This is a genomic window from Sinisalibacter lacisalsi, assembly GCF_014640115.1.
In the GTDB taxonomy this organism is placed as follows: Bacteria; Pseudomonadota; Alphaproteobacteria; order Rhodobacterales; family Rhodobacteraceae; genus Sinisalibacter; species Sinisalibacter lacisalsi.
The window spans coordinates 511,528-528,207 of record NZ_BMGI01000001.1; the positions used below are offsets into that span (position 1 = coordinate 511,528).

18 protein-coding genes are annotated in these 16,680 nt (G+C 67.0%); 8 read left to right on the forward strand and 10 right to left on the reverse strand.

What is annotated here, in order from left to right:
• Nucleotides 1–76: 76 nt before the first annotated feature.
• Complete coding sequence (rplT, locus tag IEW01_RS02475) at nt 77–439, reverse strand: 50S ribosomal protein L20 (RefSeq protein ID WP_188526013.1); 363 nt, start codon at nt 437–439, stop codon at nt 77–79.
• 13 nt (nt 440–452) lie between these two features.
• Complete coding sequence (gene rpmI / locus IEW01_RS02480; protein WP_085525876.1) at nt 453–653, reverse strand: 50S ribosomal protein L35; 201 nt, start codon at nt 651–653, stop codon at nt 453–455.
• Nucleotides 654–875: 222 nt separating this feature from the next.
• Here rpmI and IEW01_RS02485 point away from each other — a divergent pair, with 222 nt between their 5' ends.
• Nucleotides 876–1,010 carry an aa3-type cytochrome c oxidase subunit IV gene (locus tag IEW01_RS02485; protein ID WP_188526014.1) on the forward strand — a complete coding sequence of 45 codons (135 nt, stop codon included), beginning with the start codon at nt 876–878 and terminating at the stop codon, nt 1,008–1,010.
• A gap of 69 nt (nt 1,011–1,079) precedes the next feature.
• Nucleotides 1,080–1,679: a hypothetical protein gene (locus IEW01_RS02490; RefSeq protein WP_188526015.1), complete on the forward strand. Its 600-nt coding sequence runs from the start codon at nt 1,080–1,082 to the stop codon at nt 1,677–1,679.
• Between the two features lie 179 nt (nt 1,680–1,858).
• Here the strand turns inward: IEW01_RS02490 and IEW01_RS02495 are convergent, their stop codons facing one another.
• From IEW01_RS02495 to IEW01_RS02505, 3 genes are read right to left on the reverse strand one after another with little or no spacing between them, the layout of a single operon-like run.
• Nucleotides 1,859–2,605 carry a lysophospholipid acyltransferase family protein gene (locus tag IEW01_RS02495; protein WP_188526016.1) on the reverse strand — a complete coding sequence of 249 codons (747 nt, stop codon included), beginning with the start codon at nt 2,603–2,605 and terminating at the stop codon, nt 1,859–1,861.
• A complete protein-coding gene (locus tag IEW01_RS02500; protein WP_188526017.1) occupies nt 2,605–3,510 on the reverse strand; it encodes a cell division protein FtsX in 906 nt (301 codons plus the stop codon). The genes IEW01_RS02495 and IEW01_RS02500 overlap by 1 nt, the downstream gene beginning before the upstream one ends.
• Nucleotides 3,507–4,178 carry a cell division ATP-binding protein FtsE gene (locus tag IEW01_RS02505; RefSeq protein WP_188526018.1) on the reverse strand — a complete coding sequence of 224 codons (672 nt, stop codon included), beginning with the start codon at nt 4,176–4,178 and terminating at the stop codon, nt 3,507–3,509. The genes IEW01_RS02500 and IEW01_RS02505 overlap by 4 nt, the downstream gene beginning before the upstream one ends.
• A 168-nt stretch (nt 4,179–4,346) precedes the next feature.
• On the opposite strand from IEW01_RS02505, the gene IEW01_RS02510 reads away from it, so the two are divergent.
• Nucleotides 4,347–5,234 (forward strand): zinc-ribbon domain-containing protein, encoded by an 888-nt coding sequence (locus IEW01_RS02510; protein WP_188526652.1) that lies wholly within the window; start codon nt 4,347–4,349, stop codon nt 5,232–5,234.
• A gap of 46 nt (nt 5,235–5,280) precedes the next feature.
• On the opposite strand, the gene IEW01_RS02515 is transcribed toward IEW01_RS02510, so the two are convergent.
• From IEW01_RS02515 to argH, 4 genes are all read right to left on the reverse strand, one after another.
• Entirely contained in the window at nt 5,281–7,806 is a 2,526-nt protein-coding gene (locus tag IEW01_RS02515) for a TIGR02302 family protein (protein ID WP_188526019.1), read from the reverse strand.
• 102 nt (nt 7,807–7,908) lie between these two features.
• Nucleotides 7,909–9,180 (reverse strand): diaminopimelate decarboxylase, encoded by a 1,272-nt coding sequence (lysA, locus tag IEW01_RS02520; protein ID WP_188526020.1) that lies wholly within the window; start codon nt 9,178–9,180, stop codon nt 7,909–7,911.
• 437 nt (nt 9,181–9,617) lie between these two features.
• A complete protein-coding gene (locus tag IEW01_RS02525) occupies nt 9,618–9,935 on the reverse strand; it encodes a DUF2834 domain-containing protein (RefSeq protein WP_188526021.1) in 318 nt (105 codons plus the stop codon).
• Entirely contained in the window at nt 9,935–11,329 is a 1,395-nt protein-coding gene (argH, locus tag IEW01_RS02530; protein ID WP_188526022.1) for an argininosuccinate lyase, read from the reverse strand. Before argH ends, IEW01_RS02525 begins: the two co-directional genes overlap by 1 nt.
• Nucleotides 11,330–11,354: 25 nt before the next feature.
• On the opposite strand from argH, the gene IEW01_RS02535 reads away from it, so the two are divergent.
• Entirely contained in the window at nt 11,355–11,912 is a 558-nt protein-coding gene (locus IEW01_RS02535) for a TlpA disulfide reductase family protein (RefSeq protein WP_188526023.1), read from the forward strand.
• A 3-nt stretch (nt 11,913–11,915) separates the two neighbouring features.
• Here the strand turns inward: IEW01_RS02535 and IEW01_RS02540 are convergent, their stop codons facing one another.
• Nucleotides 11,916–12,470 (reverse strand): DNA-3-methyladenine glycosylase I, encoded by a 555-nt coding sequence (locus IEW01_RS02540; RefSeq protein ID WP_188526024.1) that lies wholly within the window; start codon nt 12,468–12,470, stop codon nt 11,916–11,918.
• A 109-nt stretch (nt 12,471–12,579) separates the two neighbouring features.
• Between IEW01_RS02540 and IEW01_RS02545 the strand changes: the two genes are divergently transcribed.
• From IEW01_RS02545 to yddG, 4 genes are all read left to right on the forward strand, one after another.
• Entirely contained in the window at nt 12,580–13,419 is an 840-nt protein-coding gene (locus IEW01_RS02545; RefSeq protein WP_188526025.1) for an EAL domain-containing protein, read from the forward strand.
• 176 nt (nt 13,420–13,595) lie between these two features.
• Nucleotides 13,596–14,771: an acetyl-CoA C-acetyltransferase gene (locus IEW01_RS02550; RefSeq protein ID WP_188526026.1), complete on the forward strand. Its 1,176-nt coding sequence runs from the start codon at nt 13,596–13,598 to the stop codon at nt 14,769–14,771.
• A gap of 146 nt (nt 14,772–14,917) precedes the next feature.
• Nucleotides 14,918–15,640: a beta-ketoacyl-ACP reductase gene (locus IEW01_RS02555; protein WP_188526027.1), complete on the forward strand. Its 723-nt coding sequence runs from the start codon at nt 14,918–14,920 to the stop codon at nt 15,638–15,640.
• A 63-nt stretch (nt 15,641–15,703) separates the two neighbouring features.
• The gene (yddG, locus tag IEW01_RS02560; RefSeq protein WP_188526028.1) at nt 15,704–16,591 is read left to right on the forward strand and encodes an aromatic amino acid exporter YddG; all 888 of its coding nucleotides are present in this window, start codon (nt 15,704–15,706) and stop codon (nt 16,589–16,591) included.
• Nucleotides 16,592–16,680: the final 89 nt, after the last annotated feature.

The following is a 16,680-nucleotide window of genomic DNA, read 5'->3' on the forward strand; positions in this document are numbered from 1 at the left end:
CGGAGCCTGAAAGACAAGAAGCCGCGAGACCCATGCAGGTCCGCGGCTTCTGAAATGCTTGTTCCCGAACGGGAGCTTACGCGAGCGCGGCCTTCGCCTTGTCGACGATGGCGGTAAACGCGTCGGGCTCGTTCACGGCGAGATCGGCGAGCACCTTGCGGTCAACCTCGATCCCGGCGAGCGACAGCCCGTTGATGAAGCGCGAATAGGTCAGCGCCTCGTCATGCGAGCGCACGGCGGCGTTGATGCGCTGGATCCACAAAGCGCGGAAGTTGCGCTTGCGCTGCTTGCGGTCGCGGGTTGCATACTGGTTGGCCTTGTCGACGGCCTGGGTTGCCGTCTTGAAAGCGTTGGAACGGCGACCGTAATAGCCTTTGGCGGCCTTGATCACCTTCTTGTGGCGGGCGTGGGTGGTGGTTCCACCTTTGGTGCGGGGCATGGTTCAGGCCTCCTTAGCGCGAATAGGGCATCATCGGCTTGATGATCTGCTCATCAGCCTTGGAAAGCAGCGTGGTTCCGCGCGCATTGCGCAGGAACTTGTTGGTGCGCTTGATCATGCCGTGGCGCTTGCCCGCCTGGGCCCGCACGATGCGGCCCGTGGCCGTCACCTTGAACCGCTTCTTGCAGCTCGACTTCGTCTTCATCTTGGGCATTTCGGTCTCCTTCGAGCTTACCCGTGACACGCGACTCGGCATGCCTCTTCGGCCGGCCGCGCGGATTGAGGGGGCCGTATAGGCGGGTTCGCCCTGCGTGGCAAGGGCAAAACGCGGGGATCACATCCGCGCCCCCGCGCGCAAGCGAGGCCGTGACAGGCCGCGACAAATCGTCTAATCCTCGGATCGAAACGACAATAACATCAGACGATGAGGATAAACATGGCCGAACACAAGCATGGCACGATGGACACGCGGGTGCAGGAAAAGACCTTCGAAGGTTTCATCAAGCTGTCGATCCGCTCGACGATCACGATTATCGTGCTGCTCGTCCTGCTGGCGATCTTCAACGCCTGATGCTGACGCGGGCGCAATCGGGTGCGTGACCGTCACATGGTTTTTTCAATCACGGGGTAGGGCGATAACATGCGACGGATTACCATTCTCCTGATCACGCTGCTCGGGCTTTCGGCTTGCGCCATGCCCGATCCTGTCTGGGCACCGGACGAGGCCGTGGACCGCGCGCGCGTTTCCTCCTCGGGCGCGCCCACGCTCACGCTGTTCTCGGTTATCAACGTCAAGTCCGGCAACGGCGGGCATTCGGGGCTTCTGGTGTCCGCCCCCTCCGAACGCGTGTTGTTCGATCCGGCGGGCAGTTTTCAGCACCCGCGCTTGCCCGAGCGCCACGATGTGCTGCACGGGATGACCGACGCGGCCGTCGACTTCTACATCGACTACCATTCCCGCGAGAGCTGGCGGGTGGTGCGGCAGGAGATCTCGGTGCCGGCCGCCGTGGCGGAACAGGCGCTGGCGCTGGCCAAGGCCAACGGCCCGGTGCCCAACGCCTTCTGCACCAATTCGATCACCGCGATCCTGAGCGAGCTTCCCGGCTTCGAATCGATTCGCTCGACGATGTTCCCCGAAAACCTGCAGGCCGATTTTGCCAAGCTGCCGGGCGTGTCGACGCGTGAATACCACGACAATGACCCCGACAATAACGGCTACATTCTCGCGCGCGGGATCTGACCGCGCGCCGCCCCTTCAACTGATCGGGTAATGCCGCGCCGTAACCCGTGCCGCCCGGCGCGGGATGAGGCCCGGTTTCGGGTAAACGCCCTGCGAATCATGTGAGCGCAACGCAGCATCCCCGCTCGCCTTTACGAGGGCGGCCGTGACAGGCTTCTCCCCAGAGCGCCTTGATCGTGTCAGGCGTCGCGGTGGGCCTCGATCCGGAAGCCGGCTTCGGCCATCAGACGGTTCGACGCGGTCTCGATACGGTCTTCCAGCCGGGTCATGAATTCTTCCACCGGAAGCCCGTCTTCGAACGGGGGCAGGAATTCCACCACCGCCAGCCCGGGCCAGCGCATCAGCCCGTGGCGTTTCCAGAAGACGCCCACGTTGGTCGCGGCAGGAATCACCGTCTGGCCGGTTTCCTTATAGAGAACCCCGGCGCCGATCTTGTAGGGTTTGTGCGCACCGGCGGCGACGCGGGTGCCTTGCGGGAAGATGATGAGTTGTCCGGGCGCGCTTCGGCTCGCGTTCACGTCCGCCACCATCTGCTTGACCGCCGCACCGCGCTTGCCCCGGTCCACCGGGATGCATCCGATGGCCTTGGCATAATAGCCGACGAAGGGCGTGCGGGTGAGTTCCTGCTTCATGATGAACTTCGGCCGCGGCACGGCGGAAACGATCAGGATGATGTCGAAGAAGCTCTGGTGCTTGGAGGCGATGATCACCTCGCCCTCGGGCGGGGTTCCGCGGATCTCGGAGCGCAGCCCCACGATCACGCGCGCGGCCCAGCGCACGAACCGGGTGTAGGCGTGGATTGCGCTGAAGGCCCAGGTCCGGTCGATCAGCGTGAGCGGAAAGTAGGCGAGCGCGATCACGGCCATCCCCAGATACATCACGGTGATGAAAACGAGAGAGCGGACGAGTTGCAGGGCGGTTTTCATCAGCTGCGTTCCTTGAGCGTGGCGAGTGCGGCCCGGCGGGTGGCGACGAAAGCGACGAGGGCGGCGAGCGGCGGGATCAGGACCGGCAGGAGCCATTCGCCCCTCTGAAAGCCGAGCCCGGTGAGAAAGCCGCCCGTCGGGTCGGCATCGGGCAGGAGCCATATCGCGACCATGCCGAGACCCGAACCCGCCGCCGCGCCGGTGAGCGCGCGCAGGGTGAAGCGGCGCACGAATGCACGGGCGATGTAGGCATCGCGGGCGCCGACGAGCCGCAGCACGCGGATCACCTGCTCGTTGGCGGCGAGGGCCGCGGAGGCGGCGAGGGTGATGATCACTGCAGTCGTCGCGGCGATCAGCCCGATCGAGATCAGCCCCAGCGCGCGCAGGCGGTCGGCGGCGCGCACCAGCGGCTCGCGCCAGCGGGTGTGATCGTCGAGCACCGCGCCGGGAGCCTCGCCCGCGAGCCGGGCGCGCAGTCCCGCCGGGTCATAGCCTTCCTCGGTTTCCAGCACCTCGATCAGCCGCGGCACCGGCAGCGTGTCGAGCGGCAGGTCGGGGCCGAACCACGGCTCCAGCAGGGCACGCTGCTCGTCGTCGGTGAGCACGCGGGCATCCCTGATGCCGGGCGTGGTGGCGAGCACGTCCATCACCGCCAGCACCTGCGCGTCCATCTGCTCGTCGGGCGCGGAAATCCGGATCGTCGAACTCTGCGCCAGCGCCGTGCCCCAGCGGTCGGCCAGCCGCCCGGTGGCGAGCGAGAGCGCGAGCGCGAAAACGGTGAGAAAGGCCATCGCGGCCGCGGCGAAGGTGGTGAGCCGCGCGGTGATCCCGGTCGGCGGCACCACCCGGTCGGCCTGGGCATCGCCGGCGAGAAGCTGGAACAGGGTGGCGAGACGCGAACTCACAGGTTGGCCCCCGCGAGCTGCAGCCGGTGGTTGGCAATGCGCAGAACCCTGGCCTGCACCTGCTGCTTGGCGGCGCGGATCAGGTTGAGATCGTGGGTGGCGATCATGATCGTCTTGCCCATCCGGTTGAGCTCGACCATCAGCTTGAGCAGCCGCAGCGACATCTCCCAATCGACGTTGCCGGTGGGTTCGTCGGCAAGGATCACCTCGGGGCTCATGATGATCGCCCGGGCGAGCGCCGCGCGCTGGCGTTCGCCGCCGGACAGTTCAGGCGGGTATGCGAATTGCTGGTTTTCCAGCCCGACCCAGCCGATCAGCTCGCGGATATCGGCCTCGGTCGCGCTACGGCCCGATACGGTCAGCGGCAGGGCCACGTTCTCGGCGACGGAGAGGTGATCGAGAAACCGCTGGTCCTGGTGCACCACGCCGATCCGGCGGCGCATCAATGCCACGTCGTCGCGGCTGAGCAGGCGCGCGTCCTGCCCGAACAGGGCAACGCGGCCCTGCTGGGCGATGAGATCGCCGTAACACAGCTTCAGAAGCGTGGTCTTGCCCGCGCCGGAGGGGCCGGTGAGAAAGTGGAACGAACCGGGGGCGAGCTTCAACGACACGTCGGCGAGCAGCGGTCCGCCGCCGTAGCCGTAGGTGACTTCCTCGAATTCTATCACGCCCGGATGCCCCTTCGCTGGTTGGCGACCGTTTTGCCCCACCGGGGGAATTGTTGCAATCACGGGATTGCAAAGGTTTGATTTCCCGGGCTTCCCTGCGCATACTGTGAGCGGACTGGGGGCAGAAGCTTGGCACGGTCGCCGGGCAGGAAAGAGGGCGTGGGCAGAATGCGTTTGGTTTGCCCCAATTGCGGCGCACAATACGAAGTCGATGAACGCGTGATCCCGGAATCGGGGCGTGACGTGCAGTGCTCTGCCTGCGGCCACGCCTGGTACCAGATGCCTCAGGGGCACCCCGATGCCGAAGACGAGGCCGCGCCGGTCGATCACGACGAAACCCTTGCCCCCGAGGCGGAAGACGAAGAGCCCGAGGAGTCTCCGGGTGAACCGGGTGATGAACCTGTCGCTGCGGAACATGCTGCGCCGCCGGCCGATGATGAGCCGGAGGACGGGCCCGAACCCGAAGCGCCGCCTCGCCGCGAAGTCGACGACGACGTGCGCTCGATCCTGAGGGAAGAAGCGCAGAACGAATTGTCGCGCCGGGCCGCCGAACGTGTTGAAACCCAGCCCGATCTCGGGCTCGACAGCAGCCCGTCGCCAGAGGAAGAGCGCCGCCGGATCGCCCGCGAGCGGATGGCCCGGATGCGTGGGCTGGATGAAGACGAATTGCCCGGTGCCGAGGCTGAGGACGGCGACGTCGAGTCGGAGGCGGAACCGGAACAGCCGCGCTCGCGCGTGCCGCGGCGCGAACTTTTCCCCGATATCGAGGAAATCAACTCGACCCTGGACGGCCGCGGCATCGACGGTGACACCGATGCCATGTTCGTCGAGGGCGCGCGCAGCGGTGGCTTCGGGCGCGGGTTCTTCCTCGTGATCTTCCTCGCCGCGCTGCTGCTTGCCGTTTACATGCTTGCGCCGAACCTGGCCGAGACCATGCCGATGCTTGAACCGGCGCTGTCGGGCTTCGTCGAGATCGTCAACGTGGCCAGGGCCTGGCTCGATACGACCCTGCAGGAGATCATCGTCAGGATCGAGGCGATGACGGGCAATGGTTGACCGCGGCGGGCGGTGAAGCCCTAGAGTCGCGCGCGACCGGCATGTTTCAGAACAGGTCGAGCAGCCGCCTGAGGTATTCGCGTTCGATCTCGGGGCGCTCCGCCTCGCCGGCGCGGCGGCGCAATTCGTCCATCAATTCCTGCGCGCGGCGGTAAACGTCTTCACGGTCTTCCAGCGGGCTGTCGGTTCCGGACGCCCCGGCGCCGCCGGGCCGCCGCCCGAGCGGGTCGGCGCGGTCGCTGTCCGAGGGGTCGCCCGCGAGGCGGCCCTGCTGGCCGCTCTGCCCCGCCTGGGCCTCGCGCCGCATCGCGTCTTCGAGGTTGCGCATCCCTTCTCGCAACTCCTCCATTGCCTCGGCCTGTCGGTCGAGCGCGCCGGGGGTATCGCCTTGTTCGAGTGCGTCGGCGGCCTGATCCATCGCCCGGCCGGCGCGGTCGAGCGCCTCTCTGGCGGCTTCGCCTTCGGGGGTGCCCGCGCCGGGCAGGTTGCTCTTCTGACGGGAAAGCTCATCTTCCAGGGCGCGCTGGCGGTCGGCGAGGGATTGCCCGGTGCCGTCACCCGACTCGCCCTCTTCCCCCGGCCCCGGGCGGTTCTCGCCGTTGTCGCTCTCGCCTTCACCGGCGCCGCCATCCTGCCTCTCGCCCTCGCCCGGCCCACCTCCCGGGTTCATCTGCTCCTGCAGGTTGCGGAAGGCTTCGTCCGACAGGCCGCGCTGGTCGCGCAGGGTTTCGGCAAGACCCTCCATCGCCTTTTCGCCGGGCGACTGGCCCTGCTGACCGGACGCGCCCTCGGTCATCTCCATGTTTTCCATCATCTGCTGGAGCATATCGAGCAACGCCTGCGCCTCTTCCATGCGGCCCTGCTCCATCAGATCCTCGATCCGGTCCATCAGCTCCTGCAAATCCTGCTGCGTCATCTCCATGCGCTCGCCCTGGTCGGGCTCGTCGGCGCGGTTCTCGGGGTCGCGCTGGGCCAGTTCCCGCATGTAATCGCGCATCGCGTCGCGGTAATCCTGCATCAGTTCGGCCAGTTCCTCAGGGGTCGCCCCCTGCCGCATCGCCTCTGAAAGCCGCTCGCGGGCCCGGCGCAACCGCTCAAGCGCATCGGCGAGGCTGCCGTCTTCGATCTCGACCGCGATCTGCCAGAGCGCGGCGGCGGTTTCATCGCGCGCCTCGGCGGTCAGGTCATCCTCTTCCAGCGCGGAGACCGCGGCGCGCAGCTGTAGATACTGGGTTTCCTTGGCAAACAGCCCGTCGGGCCGGTTCGAGACCGCCCGCAGAATCCGCGCGGCGCGCGGCGCGTTCTCGATCGTCCACAGGATATCGCGTCGCTGCTCAACGATGGCGCGCGCGAGCGGGTGCAGAAAGCGCCGCCCCGGCAGAACGATCTCGATGGGGGCGCTTTCGCCGGTTTGCCCGGCGGCATCGGTGGCGCGGAGAGTGACGGTGACGGCAAGCTCGGCCCAGGGGTGCTCGGCGAGGTTGTCGACCAGCAGTTCCTCGATCTCACTGCGGTCGCCCCGGTAAGGCATCGGCAGATCGACGGTGATCGGGTTGCGCGGCTCGGGCAGGGGGGCGAGGCCATGGCGGCGGTCGACCCGGGGCAGGTCGAGCGCGATGCGGGCCTGCCCGGCGGAAACGCCGTAGTCGTCGCGCGCCGTGAACGGCAGGCGCATTTCACCGTCGAGCGTGCGGGTCAGATCACCGGAGGCCTGGATGCGCGGGGTCGCGTCGGGGATGGCGACGATGTCCCAGCTGTCATTGCCAATGCTGAGCCGGCCGTCGCCGTCGATCTTGAACAGGCGGGTGGCGGTGGGCTCTTGCGGGGCCGCGTCCGAGAAGGTCTCGGCGATGTCGATCTCGGCGATCTTTCCGTAAAGCCTGAGGGTGACGCGCGCGCCGATCGGCACTTCGAGCGGCCCGGGGGATTGGTCGGCGAGGTAGAGCGTGGGCTTGCCGGTGTAGGACGGCGGCTCGATCCAGCCCTCCCAGCTGGCCTGCGAAAGTGCGGCTTCGGCGCTGCCGGGCATCAGCGCCGCGAGATCGCCCCGCTCGGTTCCGGCCCCGAAGATCAGCGCCACGGCGAGTGCTGTGGCGGCGGCAAGGCGCAGGGCGAAGGGATCGCGCCGGGGCAGCCCGGGGTTCGGCCCGGGTGCATGAAGACCGATAATGCGGGCCGCCTCGCGGGCGCGGTGGGCGGCCCAGACGGCGGCGCTCGCCGGGTCCTCGGCGCCGATCGCCTGGGTATCGGTCAGCGCGGCGATCGGGGCGCCCGGCAGCGTGGCGTCGAGCCGGGCGAGCGCCTCGGCGCGGGTGGGCGGGCGGAAGCTGCGGATGCCATGGACGAGCGCGGCAAGGCCGAGAAGGGCGAGCAGAACGAGGCCGCCCTGGCCGATCCAGTCGGGCCAGATCGCGAGCCCGCCCGAGAGCAGGAGCGCGGCAAGCGTCATCGCGACGGTGGCCAGCGACCAGAACGCCCGGGCAATGCGCTCGGCCCAGAGACCCGCGAGGGTGAGACGGAGCGGGCGGGCAAGCCGCCGTGCGATCTCGTCGGGCAGGTTGTTGCGCGTCATCGGGAGTCCTTCGCGCCCCGCTTGATCGGGGCCGCTGCCCCGACCATAGCTTCGCCCGGCGCGGCTTCATAGGCCGGGGCCGGGCGATTGGCGGCAATGTGATCAGTCGGCGAGCCAGTCGGGCACGATATCGCGCGCGAGCATCTCCTCGTAGGTCGGCCGCGCACGGATCAGCGAGAAGCGGTCGCCATCGACGAGCACCTCGGGAATCAGCGGCCGCGAGTTGTATTCCGAGGCCATCACCGCGCCGTAAGCCCCGGCCGAGCGGAAGGCCACGAGATCGTCGGGCGCGAAGACGGGCAGGCTGCGCTGGCGCGCGAAGGTGTCGCCGGTTTCGCAGACCGGCCCGACGATATCGTAGCTCTCGTGCGCGGCGTCGGGCGCGGGCTCGACGACTGGCACGATATCGTGGTGCGCTTCGTACATCGACGGGCGCACGAGATCGTTCATCGCCGAGTCGAGGATGAGGAATTTACGCCCCTCGCCCTGCTTGACGTAGATGACCCGGGAGACCATCAGCCCGGCGTTGCCGGCGATCAGGCGGCCCGGCTCGATCTCGATCTCGCAGCCGAGATCACCCACGGTTTCACGCACGACCTGGCCGTAGTCGATCGGCAGCGGCGGGGCGGCGTTGGAGCGTTCGTAGGGAATGCCGAGTCCGCCGCCGAGATCGAGGCGGGTGATCTCGTGGCCGTCGGCGCGCAGGAGCCTGGTGAGTTCCGCGACCTTTTCATAGGCGGCGCGGTAGGGCGCGAGATCGGTAAGCTGCGAGCCGATGTGAACGTCGATCCCTACCACCTTGAGCCCGGGCTGCGCTGCCGTTTCGGCATAGGCCTCGCGGGCGCGGGCGATCGGGATGCCGAACTTGTTCTCGCTCTTGCCGGTGGAGATCTTCGCATGGGTCTTGGCGTCGACATCGGGGTTGACGCGGAGCGTAACCGGCACGGTGACGCCGATGCTGGTGGCGATCTCGGAAAGCGCCAGCATTTCCGGTTCGCTCTCGAGGTTGAACTGGCGGATCCCGCCTTCGAGGGCGAGGCGCATTTCCTCCCGGGTCTTGCCGACGCCGGAAAACACGATCCGCTCGCCCGGCACGCCGGCCGCTTTCGCGCGCAGGTATTCGCCGCCCGAAACCACGTCCATCCCCGCGCCCATGTCGCCCAGGAGCTTGAGCACGGCGACGTTGGAATTCGCCTTCACCGCGTAGCAGACGAGATGGTCCATCCCCGCCAGGGCGTCGTCAAAAACCTGAAAGTGACGGCGCAGCGTGGCGGCGGAGTAGACGTAGAACGGCGTGCCGATGGCCGCCGCGATTTCGGGGATGGCGACGTTTTCGGCGTGGAGAATGCCGCCTTGGTAATCGAAATGGTCCATGCTGACCTCGCGTATGGGCGCGGCGCGTCATAGCACAGCGGTGCGCGCGCGCAATGCAGGTTTCGCCCCGGCCGCAGCGGGCGCGCGTTCATGCAATGCGAATACAAAGGCGCGAAACGCTGAAAAAACATGCCGAAATCGGGAAGCGGCCCGCAGCAGATTCCAGACGAGATATGTGTCAAGCGAAAAACGCGAAAAATGTCCGTTGATCTTTGGGACCACCTACTTCAACGTGAAGATGCACCGAGGTTAGCCACTACATATAGTGGCCTTCCTCGGCGCTGGCTCCGGCGGTGGTCCGCCGCGTTATCGAAGTGGGAGAATTGCAGCTCGGCCCGCTTCGACACTCTAGAAGGGTGACACGCGGCGGACCGTTCCGTCAAACCGAAAGTCAGTAGTAGAAATTAAAAAGTAGGGAAGAGTCGAATTCCACTTGTTCAGTGGACCCGCCGGCTGCGCAGGAAGAGGTATAGCGGCAGGCCGAAGGAGACGCCGACGAGCAACGTGGCCGGGATGGTGACCAGCGCGACCCAGTTGCGGCGCGCGAGGGTTTCGGCGAGGCACCAGACGATCAGCGCGGTGGCGGCGATCATCAGGTCGAGCGCAAGGCCGGTGACGGCGTGGTTGGCCGTCCAGAGATCGACCATGCCCGCGAGCGTGCCGCCGTCGGAGGTGAGATAGGCGAGGAAATGGCGCATCGGCCAGGCCGCGCCGATGATGGCGAGGGCGAGATAGGTGAGGCGCAGGCCCGACATCAGCCGAGCCTTTCGCGCCAGCGGGCGATCTGCGCGCGCACCTGGGCCGGTGCGGTGCCGCCGTAGGAGACGCGCGACGCGACCGAGGCCTGCACGGTGAGAACGGAAAACACGCCTTCGGTGATCCCGGCATGCACGCCCTGCATATCGGCGAGGGCGAGATCGGCGAGGTCGCACCCCTGTTCTTCGGCCATGGCCACCAGCGCGCCGGTGACGTGATGTGCCTCGCGGAACGGCAGCCCCAGTTCGCGCACCAGCCAGTCGGCGAGATCGGTGGCGGTGGAGAAGCCCGAGGCGGCGGCGGCTTCGAGGTTGTCGCGGTTGCCGGTCATGTCGGTCACCATGCCGGTCATCGCTGCGAGCGCCAGCATGTAGTTGTCGGCGGCATCGAAGACCTGTTCCTTGTCTTCCTGCATGTCCTTGGAATAGGCCAGCGGCAGCCCCTTCATCACCGTGAACAGTGCCACCGTCGCCCCGAGGATGCGGCCGATCTTGGCGCGGATCAACTCGGCGGCGTCGGGGTTCTTCTTCTGCGGCATGATCGAGGAGCCGGTGGAGAAGCGATCCGACAGGGTGACGAAGCGGAACTGCGCCGACGACCAGATCACCAGCTCCTCGGCAAGGCGCGACAGGTGCACCGCCGAGATCGTTGCGGAGGAGAGGAATTCGAGCGCGAAATCCCGGTCCGACACGGCATCGAGAGAATTGGCCATCGGCCGGTCGAAACCGAGCGCCTCGGCTGTCATCTGGCGGTCTATGTCGAAGCCGGTGCCGGCCAGCGCGGCAGCGCCGAGGGGGCTTTCGTTCATCCGGACGCGCGCATCGCGGAAGCGGGAGAGATCGCGCGCGAACATCTCGACATAGGCCATCATGTGGTGGCCCCAGGTCACCGGCTGGGCGGTTTGCAGGTGGGTGAAACCGGGCATCACCCAGTCGGCGCCCGCCTCGGCCTGGTCGAGCAGCGCGCGGATCAGGGCGTCGAGCCCGAGGATCGCGGCGTCGGCCTGGTCGCGCACCCAGAGCCGGAAGTCGGTGGCAACCTGGTCATTGCGCGAGCGCGCGGTGTGCAGCCGCCCGGCGGGTTCGCCGATGATCTCCTTCAGCCGGGCCTCGACGTTCATGTGGATGTCTTCGAGCGCGGTGGAAAAAGCGAACTGGCCGGTCTCGATCTCTGACAGTACCGTGAGCAGCCCTTCCCTGATCGCTTCGGCGTCGCTATCAGTGATGATGCCCTGCGCCGCGAGCATCGCGGCATGGGCGCGCGAGCCCGCGATATCTTGCGGCGCGAGGCGCTTGTCGAACCCGATCGAGGCGTTGATTGCTTCCATGATCGCGTCGGGACCGGAGGCGAAGCGCCCGCCCCACATGGCATTTGCGGATTTGGTGTCACTCATGTCGTCCGGCCCCCGGGAGGTCTCAATGTTCCGTTCCGCCCTGCTATACGCGGCCCTCATCCTCGGTGCAAATGCGGCGAGCGCCGATCCCGCGACGCTCGAGGCGCTCAAGTTGGGCGAGATGAAGCGGCTCGCGGTTCATGCCGAGCCGAAACCTGCCGGCAGCGCGGATTTCACCGACCGTGACGGCGCCGTGCACAACCTGGCCGACTGGCAGGGCAAGGTGGTGCTGCTGAATTTCTGGCAGGTGTCCTGCCCGCCCTGCCGCGAGGAGATGCCGGCCCTCAACACGCTGGAAAAGGAGATGGGCGGCGAGGATTTTGCCGTGGTGCCGGTGGCCTACGGCTACAATCACCCCGGCGGCCTTGCCCGGTTCATCAGCAAGTACGAGATCGACGCGCTGCCGGTTCTGCTCGATCCGGACCGCAAGCTCTCGGCCGAGATGGGCGTGATGGCGCCGCCGGTGACGATGATTCTCGACCGCGAGGGTCGCGAGGTCGCGCGCTTCATCGGCGGGGCGGACTGGGCGAGCGACGAGGCGAAGGCGATTATCACCGCGGTGATGGACGCGCCTTCCTCCTGAGCGCTACACCCTGCGTGCGGGGCAGCTGACGAGATGATCGTTCACCAGCCCGCAGGCCTGCATCCAGGCGTAGACGATGGTGGGGCCGACGAAGCGGAAGCCCGCCTTGCGCAGATCGCGCGAGATCTGTTCCGAAAGCGGGGTTGAAGCGGGCACCTCGGCGAGCGTGGCGAAGTGGTTCACCACCGGCGCACCGCCGACGTAGGCCCACATCTTTTCGGAAAAGGCCTCAGCGCCGCCGATCGCGAGAAAGGCGCGGGCGTTGCCGATGGTGGCCTCGATCTTGCCGCGATGGCGGATGATGCCGGGATCGGCAAGAAGCCGTGCCACCTCGGGTTCGCCCCACGTGGCGATGTCTGCCGGGTCGAACCCGTTGAAGGCGGCGCGAAAGTTCTCGCGTTTGCGCAAGACGGTGATCCATGAAAGCCCGGCCTGGAAGCCGTCAAGCACGAGCTTTTCCCATAGTGCGCGGCCGTCGTATTCGGGCACGCCCCATTCCCGATCGTGGTAGGCGATGTAGAGCGGGTCGTTGCCGCACCAGCCGCATCTCTCTGCCATGCTTTCCTCCTTGCCGTTTCCAGAATGCCGAAAATTAGACGTAAATCTAGAGTTTTACCGCTTGTTAGCGGGAAAGGAGATAGAAGCGGGGCAGAGCCAAGAGGTGCCCATGCGCGACGAACCTGTCTTCGACCCCGCCGATCCAGACGCAGAGCTTGGCAGCCCGCTCTCGGTGGCGATCTCGCGGCGCGACAAGGATACCCTTCAGATGGTGCGCCGCGCGGTGACCAGGGGCGAGGTGATGCTGGCCTTTCAGCCGGTCATGCGCGCGTCGGATCCCGAGGCGCCGGCGTTCTACGAGGGGTTCATCCGCGTGCTCGACCATACCGGGCGAATCATCCCGGCGGCGGACTTCATCGGCGTGGTCGAGACACAGGAGATCGGTCGCCAGCTCGATACCCGCGCGCTCGAACTCGGGTTTCGCGCGCTGGAGCAGGAGCCTTCGCTGAGGCTGTCGATCAACATGTCGGCGCGCTCGATCGGCTATCCGCGCTGGATGCAGGCGCTGCGCCACGGGCTCGAGCGCGATCCGACGGCAGGCGAGCGGCTTATCCTCGAAATCACCGAGCGCACCGCCATCGTGATGCCGGAACTGGTGCAGGTGTTCATGCAGGAAATGCAGGCGCGCGGAATCTCCTTCGCGCTTGACGATTTCGGCGCCGGCTACACCGCCTTTCGATACCTCAAGGATTTCTACTTCGACATTCTCAAGATCGACGGCGCGTTCATCCGCGGCATCGCCGGCGCGCCCGACAACCAGGTGATCGTCGAGGCCATGCTTTCGCTGGCGCGGCACTTCGACATGCTGACCGTGGCCGAGAGCGTCGAATCTCTGGCCGATGCCGAGTTCCTCATCAATGCCGGCTGCGACCTTTTGCAGGGCTACTTCTTCGGCGCGCCCACCGTGCGGCCGTGGTGGCAACAGGGCGCTGACCGCCGCCGCGCTTGAGGGTCGCGCCTGCGCCCGCCCTCCGGGTTGATTTGCTCTGCATCGCAGCATAGTCATGGGCTCCACGTGCTTGCGGGGGAAGACTGCAGCCGTTACCGTTCCGGCCGGTCGGGGAGGCCGACCGCGACAGGAGCGGTGCGGGGCCCCGCGCGCAGGTCAGACATGGAGAGGAAGACATGACCAACGTCGTTATCGTTTCTGCCGCGCGCACGCCCGTGGGCAGTTTCAACGGCTCGTTCGCGAGCACCCCGGCGCATGATCTCGGCCGGGCGGTGCTCGAAGCCGCAGTGGAACGTGCCGGGATCGGGAAAGCGGAGATCGGCGAGACGATCCTCGGCCAGGTCCTGAGCGGCGGACAGGGTCAGAACCCTGCGCGTCAGGCCCACGTCAACGCCGGCCTGCCGATCGAAAGCGCGGCCTGGGGCATCAACCAGGTTTGCGGCTCGGGCCTGCGGGCGGTGGCGCTGGGCGCCCAGCACATCCAGCTTGGCGACGCCCAAATCGTTCTAGCGGGCGGGCAGGAAAACATGAGCCTCAGCCCCCACGTGGCGCATCTGCGCGCGGGTCACAAGATGGGCGACACCAAGTTCATCGACTCGATGATCAAGGACGGGCTCTGGGATGCCTTCAACGGCTACCACATGGGCCAGACCGCCGAGAACGTCGCCGAGAAATACCAGATCACCCGCGACGAGCAGGATGCCTTCGCCGTGGCCAGCCAGCAAAAGGCCGAGGCGGCGCAGAAGTCCGGGCGCTTTGCCGACGAGATCGTGCCGTTCACCATCCACACCCGCAAGGGCGAGTTCGTGGTGGATGAGGATGAATACGTCCGCCACGGCGCAACCATGGAATCAATGCAGAAGCTGCGCCCGGCCTTCGCCAAGGACGGCACGGTGACGGCGGGCAACGCCAGCGGCATCAACGACGGCGCCGCGGCGCTGCTGCTGATGTCGGCCGAGGAGGCCGAGCGCCGCGGGCTGGAGCCGCTGGCGCGGATCGCGAGCTACGCCACCGCCGGGGTCGACCCCTCGATCATGGGCACCGGGCCGATCCCCGCCAGCCGCAAGGCGCTGGAGAAGGCGGGCTGGACGGTCAAGGATCTTGATCTCGTCGAGAGCAACGAGGCCTTCGCCGCCCAGGCCCTCGCCGTCACCAAGGAGCTTGGCTGGGATCCGGAAATCGTCAACGTGAACGGTGGCGCCATCGCCATCGGCCACCCGATCGGCGCCTCGGGCGCGCGCATCCTCACCACGCTCCTGCACGAGATGAAGAAGCGTGACGCGAAAAAGGGCCTCGCAACGCTCTGCATCGGCGGCGGCATGGGCGTGGCCATGTGCCTCGAGCGGCCCTGATGCTGCCGGCAAATCACCATCTGACGGGGCGCTTCGGCGCCCCTTCCTTTTGCAGCCGCAGAAAAAGTATTGCGCAATAAAATTGCGTATGTTCTACGGGTTGCGGCAATAGAGTTACACACCAGAATCGCGACAGGGAGGACTTCATGGCGAGAGTTGCACTGGTTACCGGCGGCACCCGCGGCATCGGCGCGGCGATCTCGAAGGCGCTCAAGGAAGCCGGCCACAACGTGGCCGCGACCTATGGCGGCAACGACGAGGCAGCGGCGAAATTCACCGAGGAAACCGGCATCGCCACCTACAAATGGTCGGTTGCCGATTACGATGCCTGCGCCGAAGGGATTGCCAGGGTCGAGGCCGATCTCGGCCCGATCGACGTGCTGGTCAACAACGCCGGCATCACCCGCGACGCGCCGTTCCACAAGATGACCCGCGAGCAGTGGCAGGAGGTGATGGACACCAACCTTTCCGGCGTGTTCAACATGACCCACCCGCTCTGGCCGGGGATGCGTGAGCGCAAGTTCGGCCGGATCATCAACATCTCGTCGATCAATGGCCAGAAGGGCCAGTTTGGCCAGGTCAACTACTCGGCGGCCAAGGCGGGCGACATCGGCTTCACCAAGGCGCTGGCCCAGGAAGGTGCGCGCTACGGGATCACCGTCAACGCGATCTGCCCCGGCTACATCGCCACCGAGATGGTGATGGCGGTGCCGGAAAAGGTGCGTGACTCGATCATCTCCACGATCCCGGTGGGGCGGCTCGGCGAGCCGGAGGAGATCGCCCGCGCGGTGGTGTTCCTCGCGGCCGACGACGCCGGCTTCGTGACCGGCTCGACGATGACGGTGAACGGCGGGCAATACCTGGCCTGAGGCCCTGCGCCAGCGCATGACAACCGGCCTTTCGGGGCCGGTTTTTTCATGCCAAATAGTGCCATGTCCCGCTCCGCCGCCACCCTCGTCGGCTTCACCGCCGTGCTGCTCTGGGCGCTGCTCGCGCTGTTCACCGTCGCCACAGCGCCGGTGCCGCCCTTTCTGCTCAACGCGATGACCTTCGCGGTGGGCGGCGCGGTCGGCCTGGTCTGGATCGCGTTGCGCGGTGGGATGGGCCAGTTGCGCGGGGTGCCGTGGCGGGTCTATGCCTTCGGCACGGCGGGGCTGTTCGGCTACCACGCCTTCTATTTCACCGCCCTGCGCCTCGCGCCGCCCGCCGAAGCGGGGCTGATCGCCTATCTCTGGCCGCTGCTGATCGTTCTGTTCTCGGGGCTTCTGCCCGGTGAGCGGCTGCGCCCGGGGCATGTGATCGGGGCACTCGTCGCCTTTGCCGGGGCGGCGCTGATCCTTGCGGGCGGGATCACGGGCGGCGTCGGGGGCACGCTCGCGGGCTTCGGTTTCGCCGCGCTCTGCGCGCTCACATGGTCGGGATACTCGGTGCTGTCGCGCCGGCTCGGCTCCACGCCAACCGCCGCGGTCGCGGTGTTCTGCGTGTTGACGGCCGGGCTATCAACGGGGGCGCATCTTGCATTCGAGAACACGGTCTGGCCCGAGCGCGCGCTTGGCTGGGCGGCGGTTCTCGGCCTTGGCCTCGGCCCTGTCGGGCTGGCGTTCTACACTTGGGATATCGGGGTGAAGCGCGGGGATATCCAACTCCTCGGCACGGCCTCCTATGCCGCTCCGCTGCTCTCTACCCTTGCGCTGGTTCTCGCTGGCATGGCCGAGCCGAGCCCGGCGATCCTGGTGGCGGCGGTGCTGATCACCGGGGGCGCGGCGCTCGCTGCCCATTCAGGCCGAACCCTGGCTCGGCCCGACACGGCCTCCACCTGATCCGCGACCGGCCACGGCCGGGACGATCCGTCAATGGCCTTTTGCAGGTGGCGAGCGCTCGCACTTGGCATGCGCCCGCCGGTCAAAGA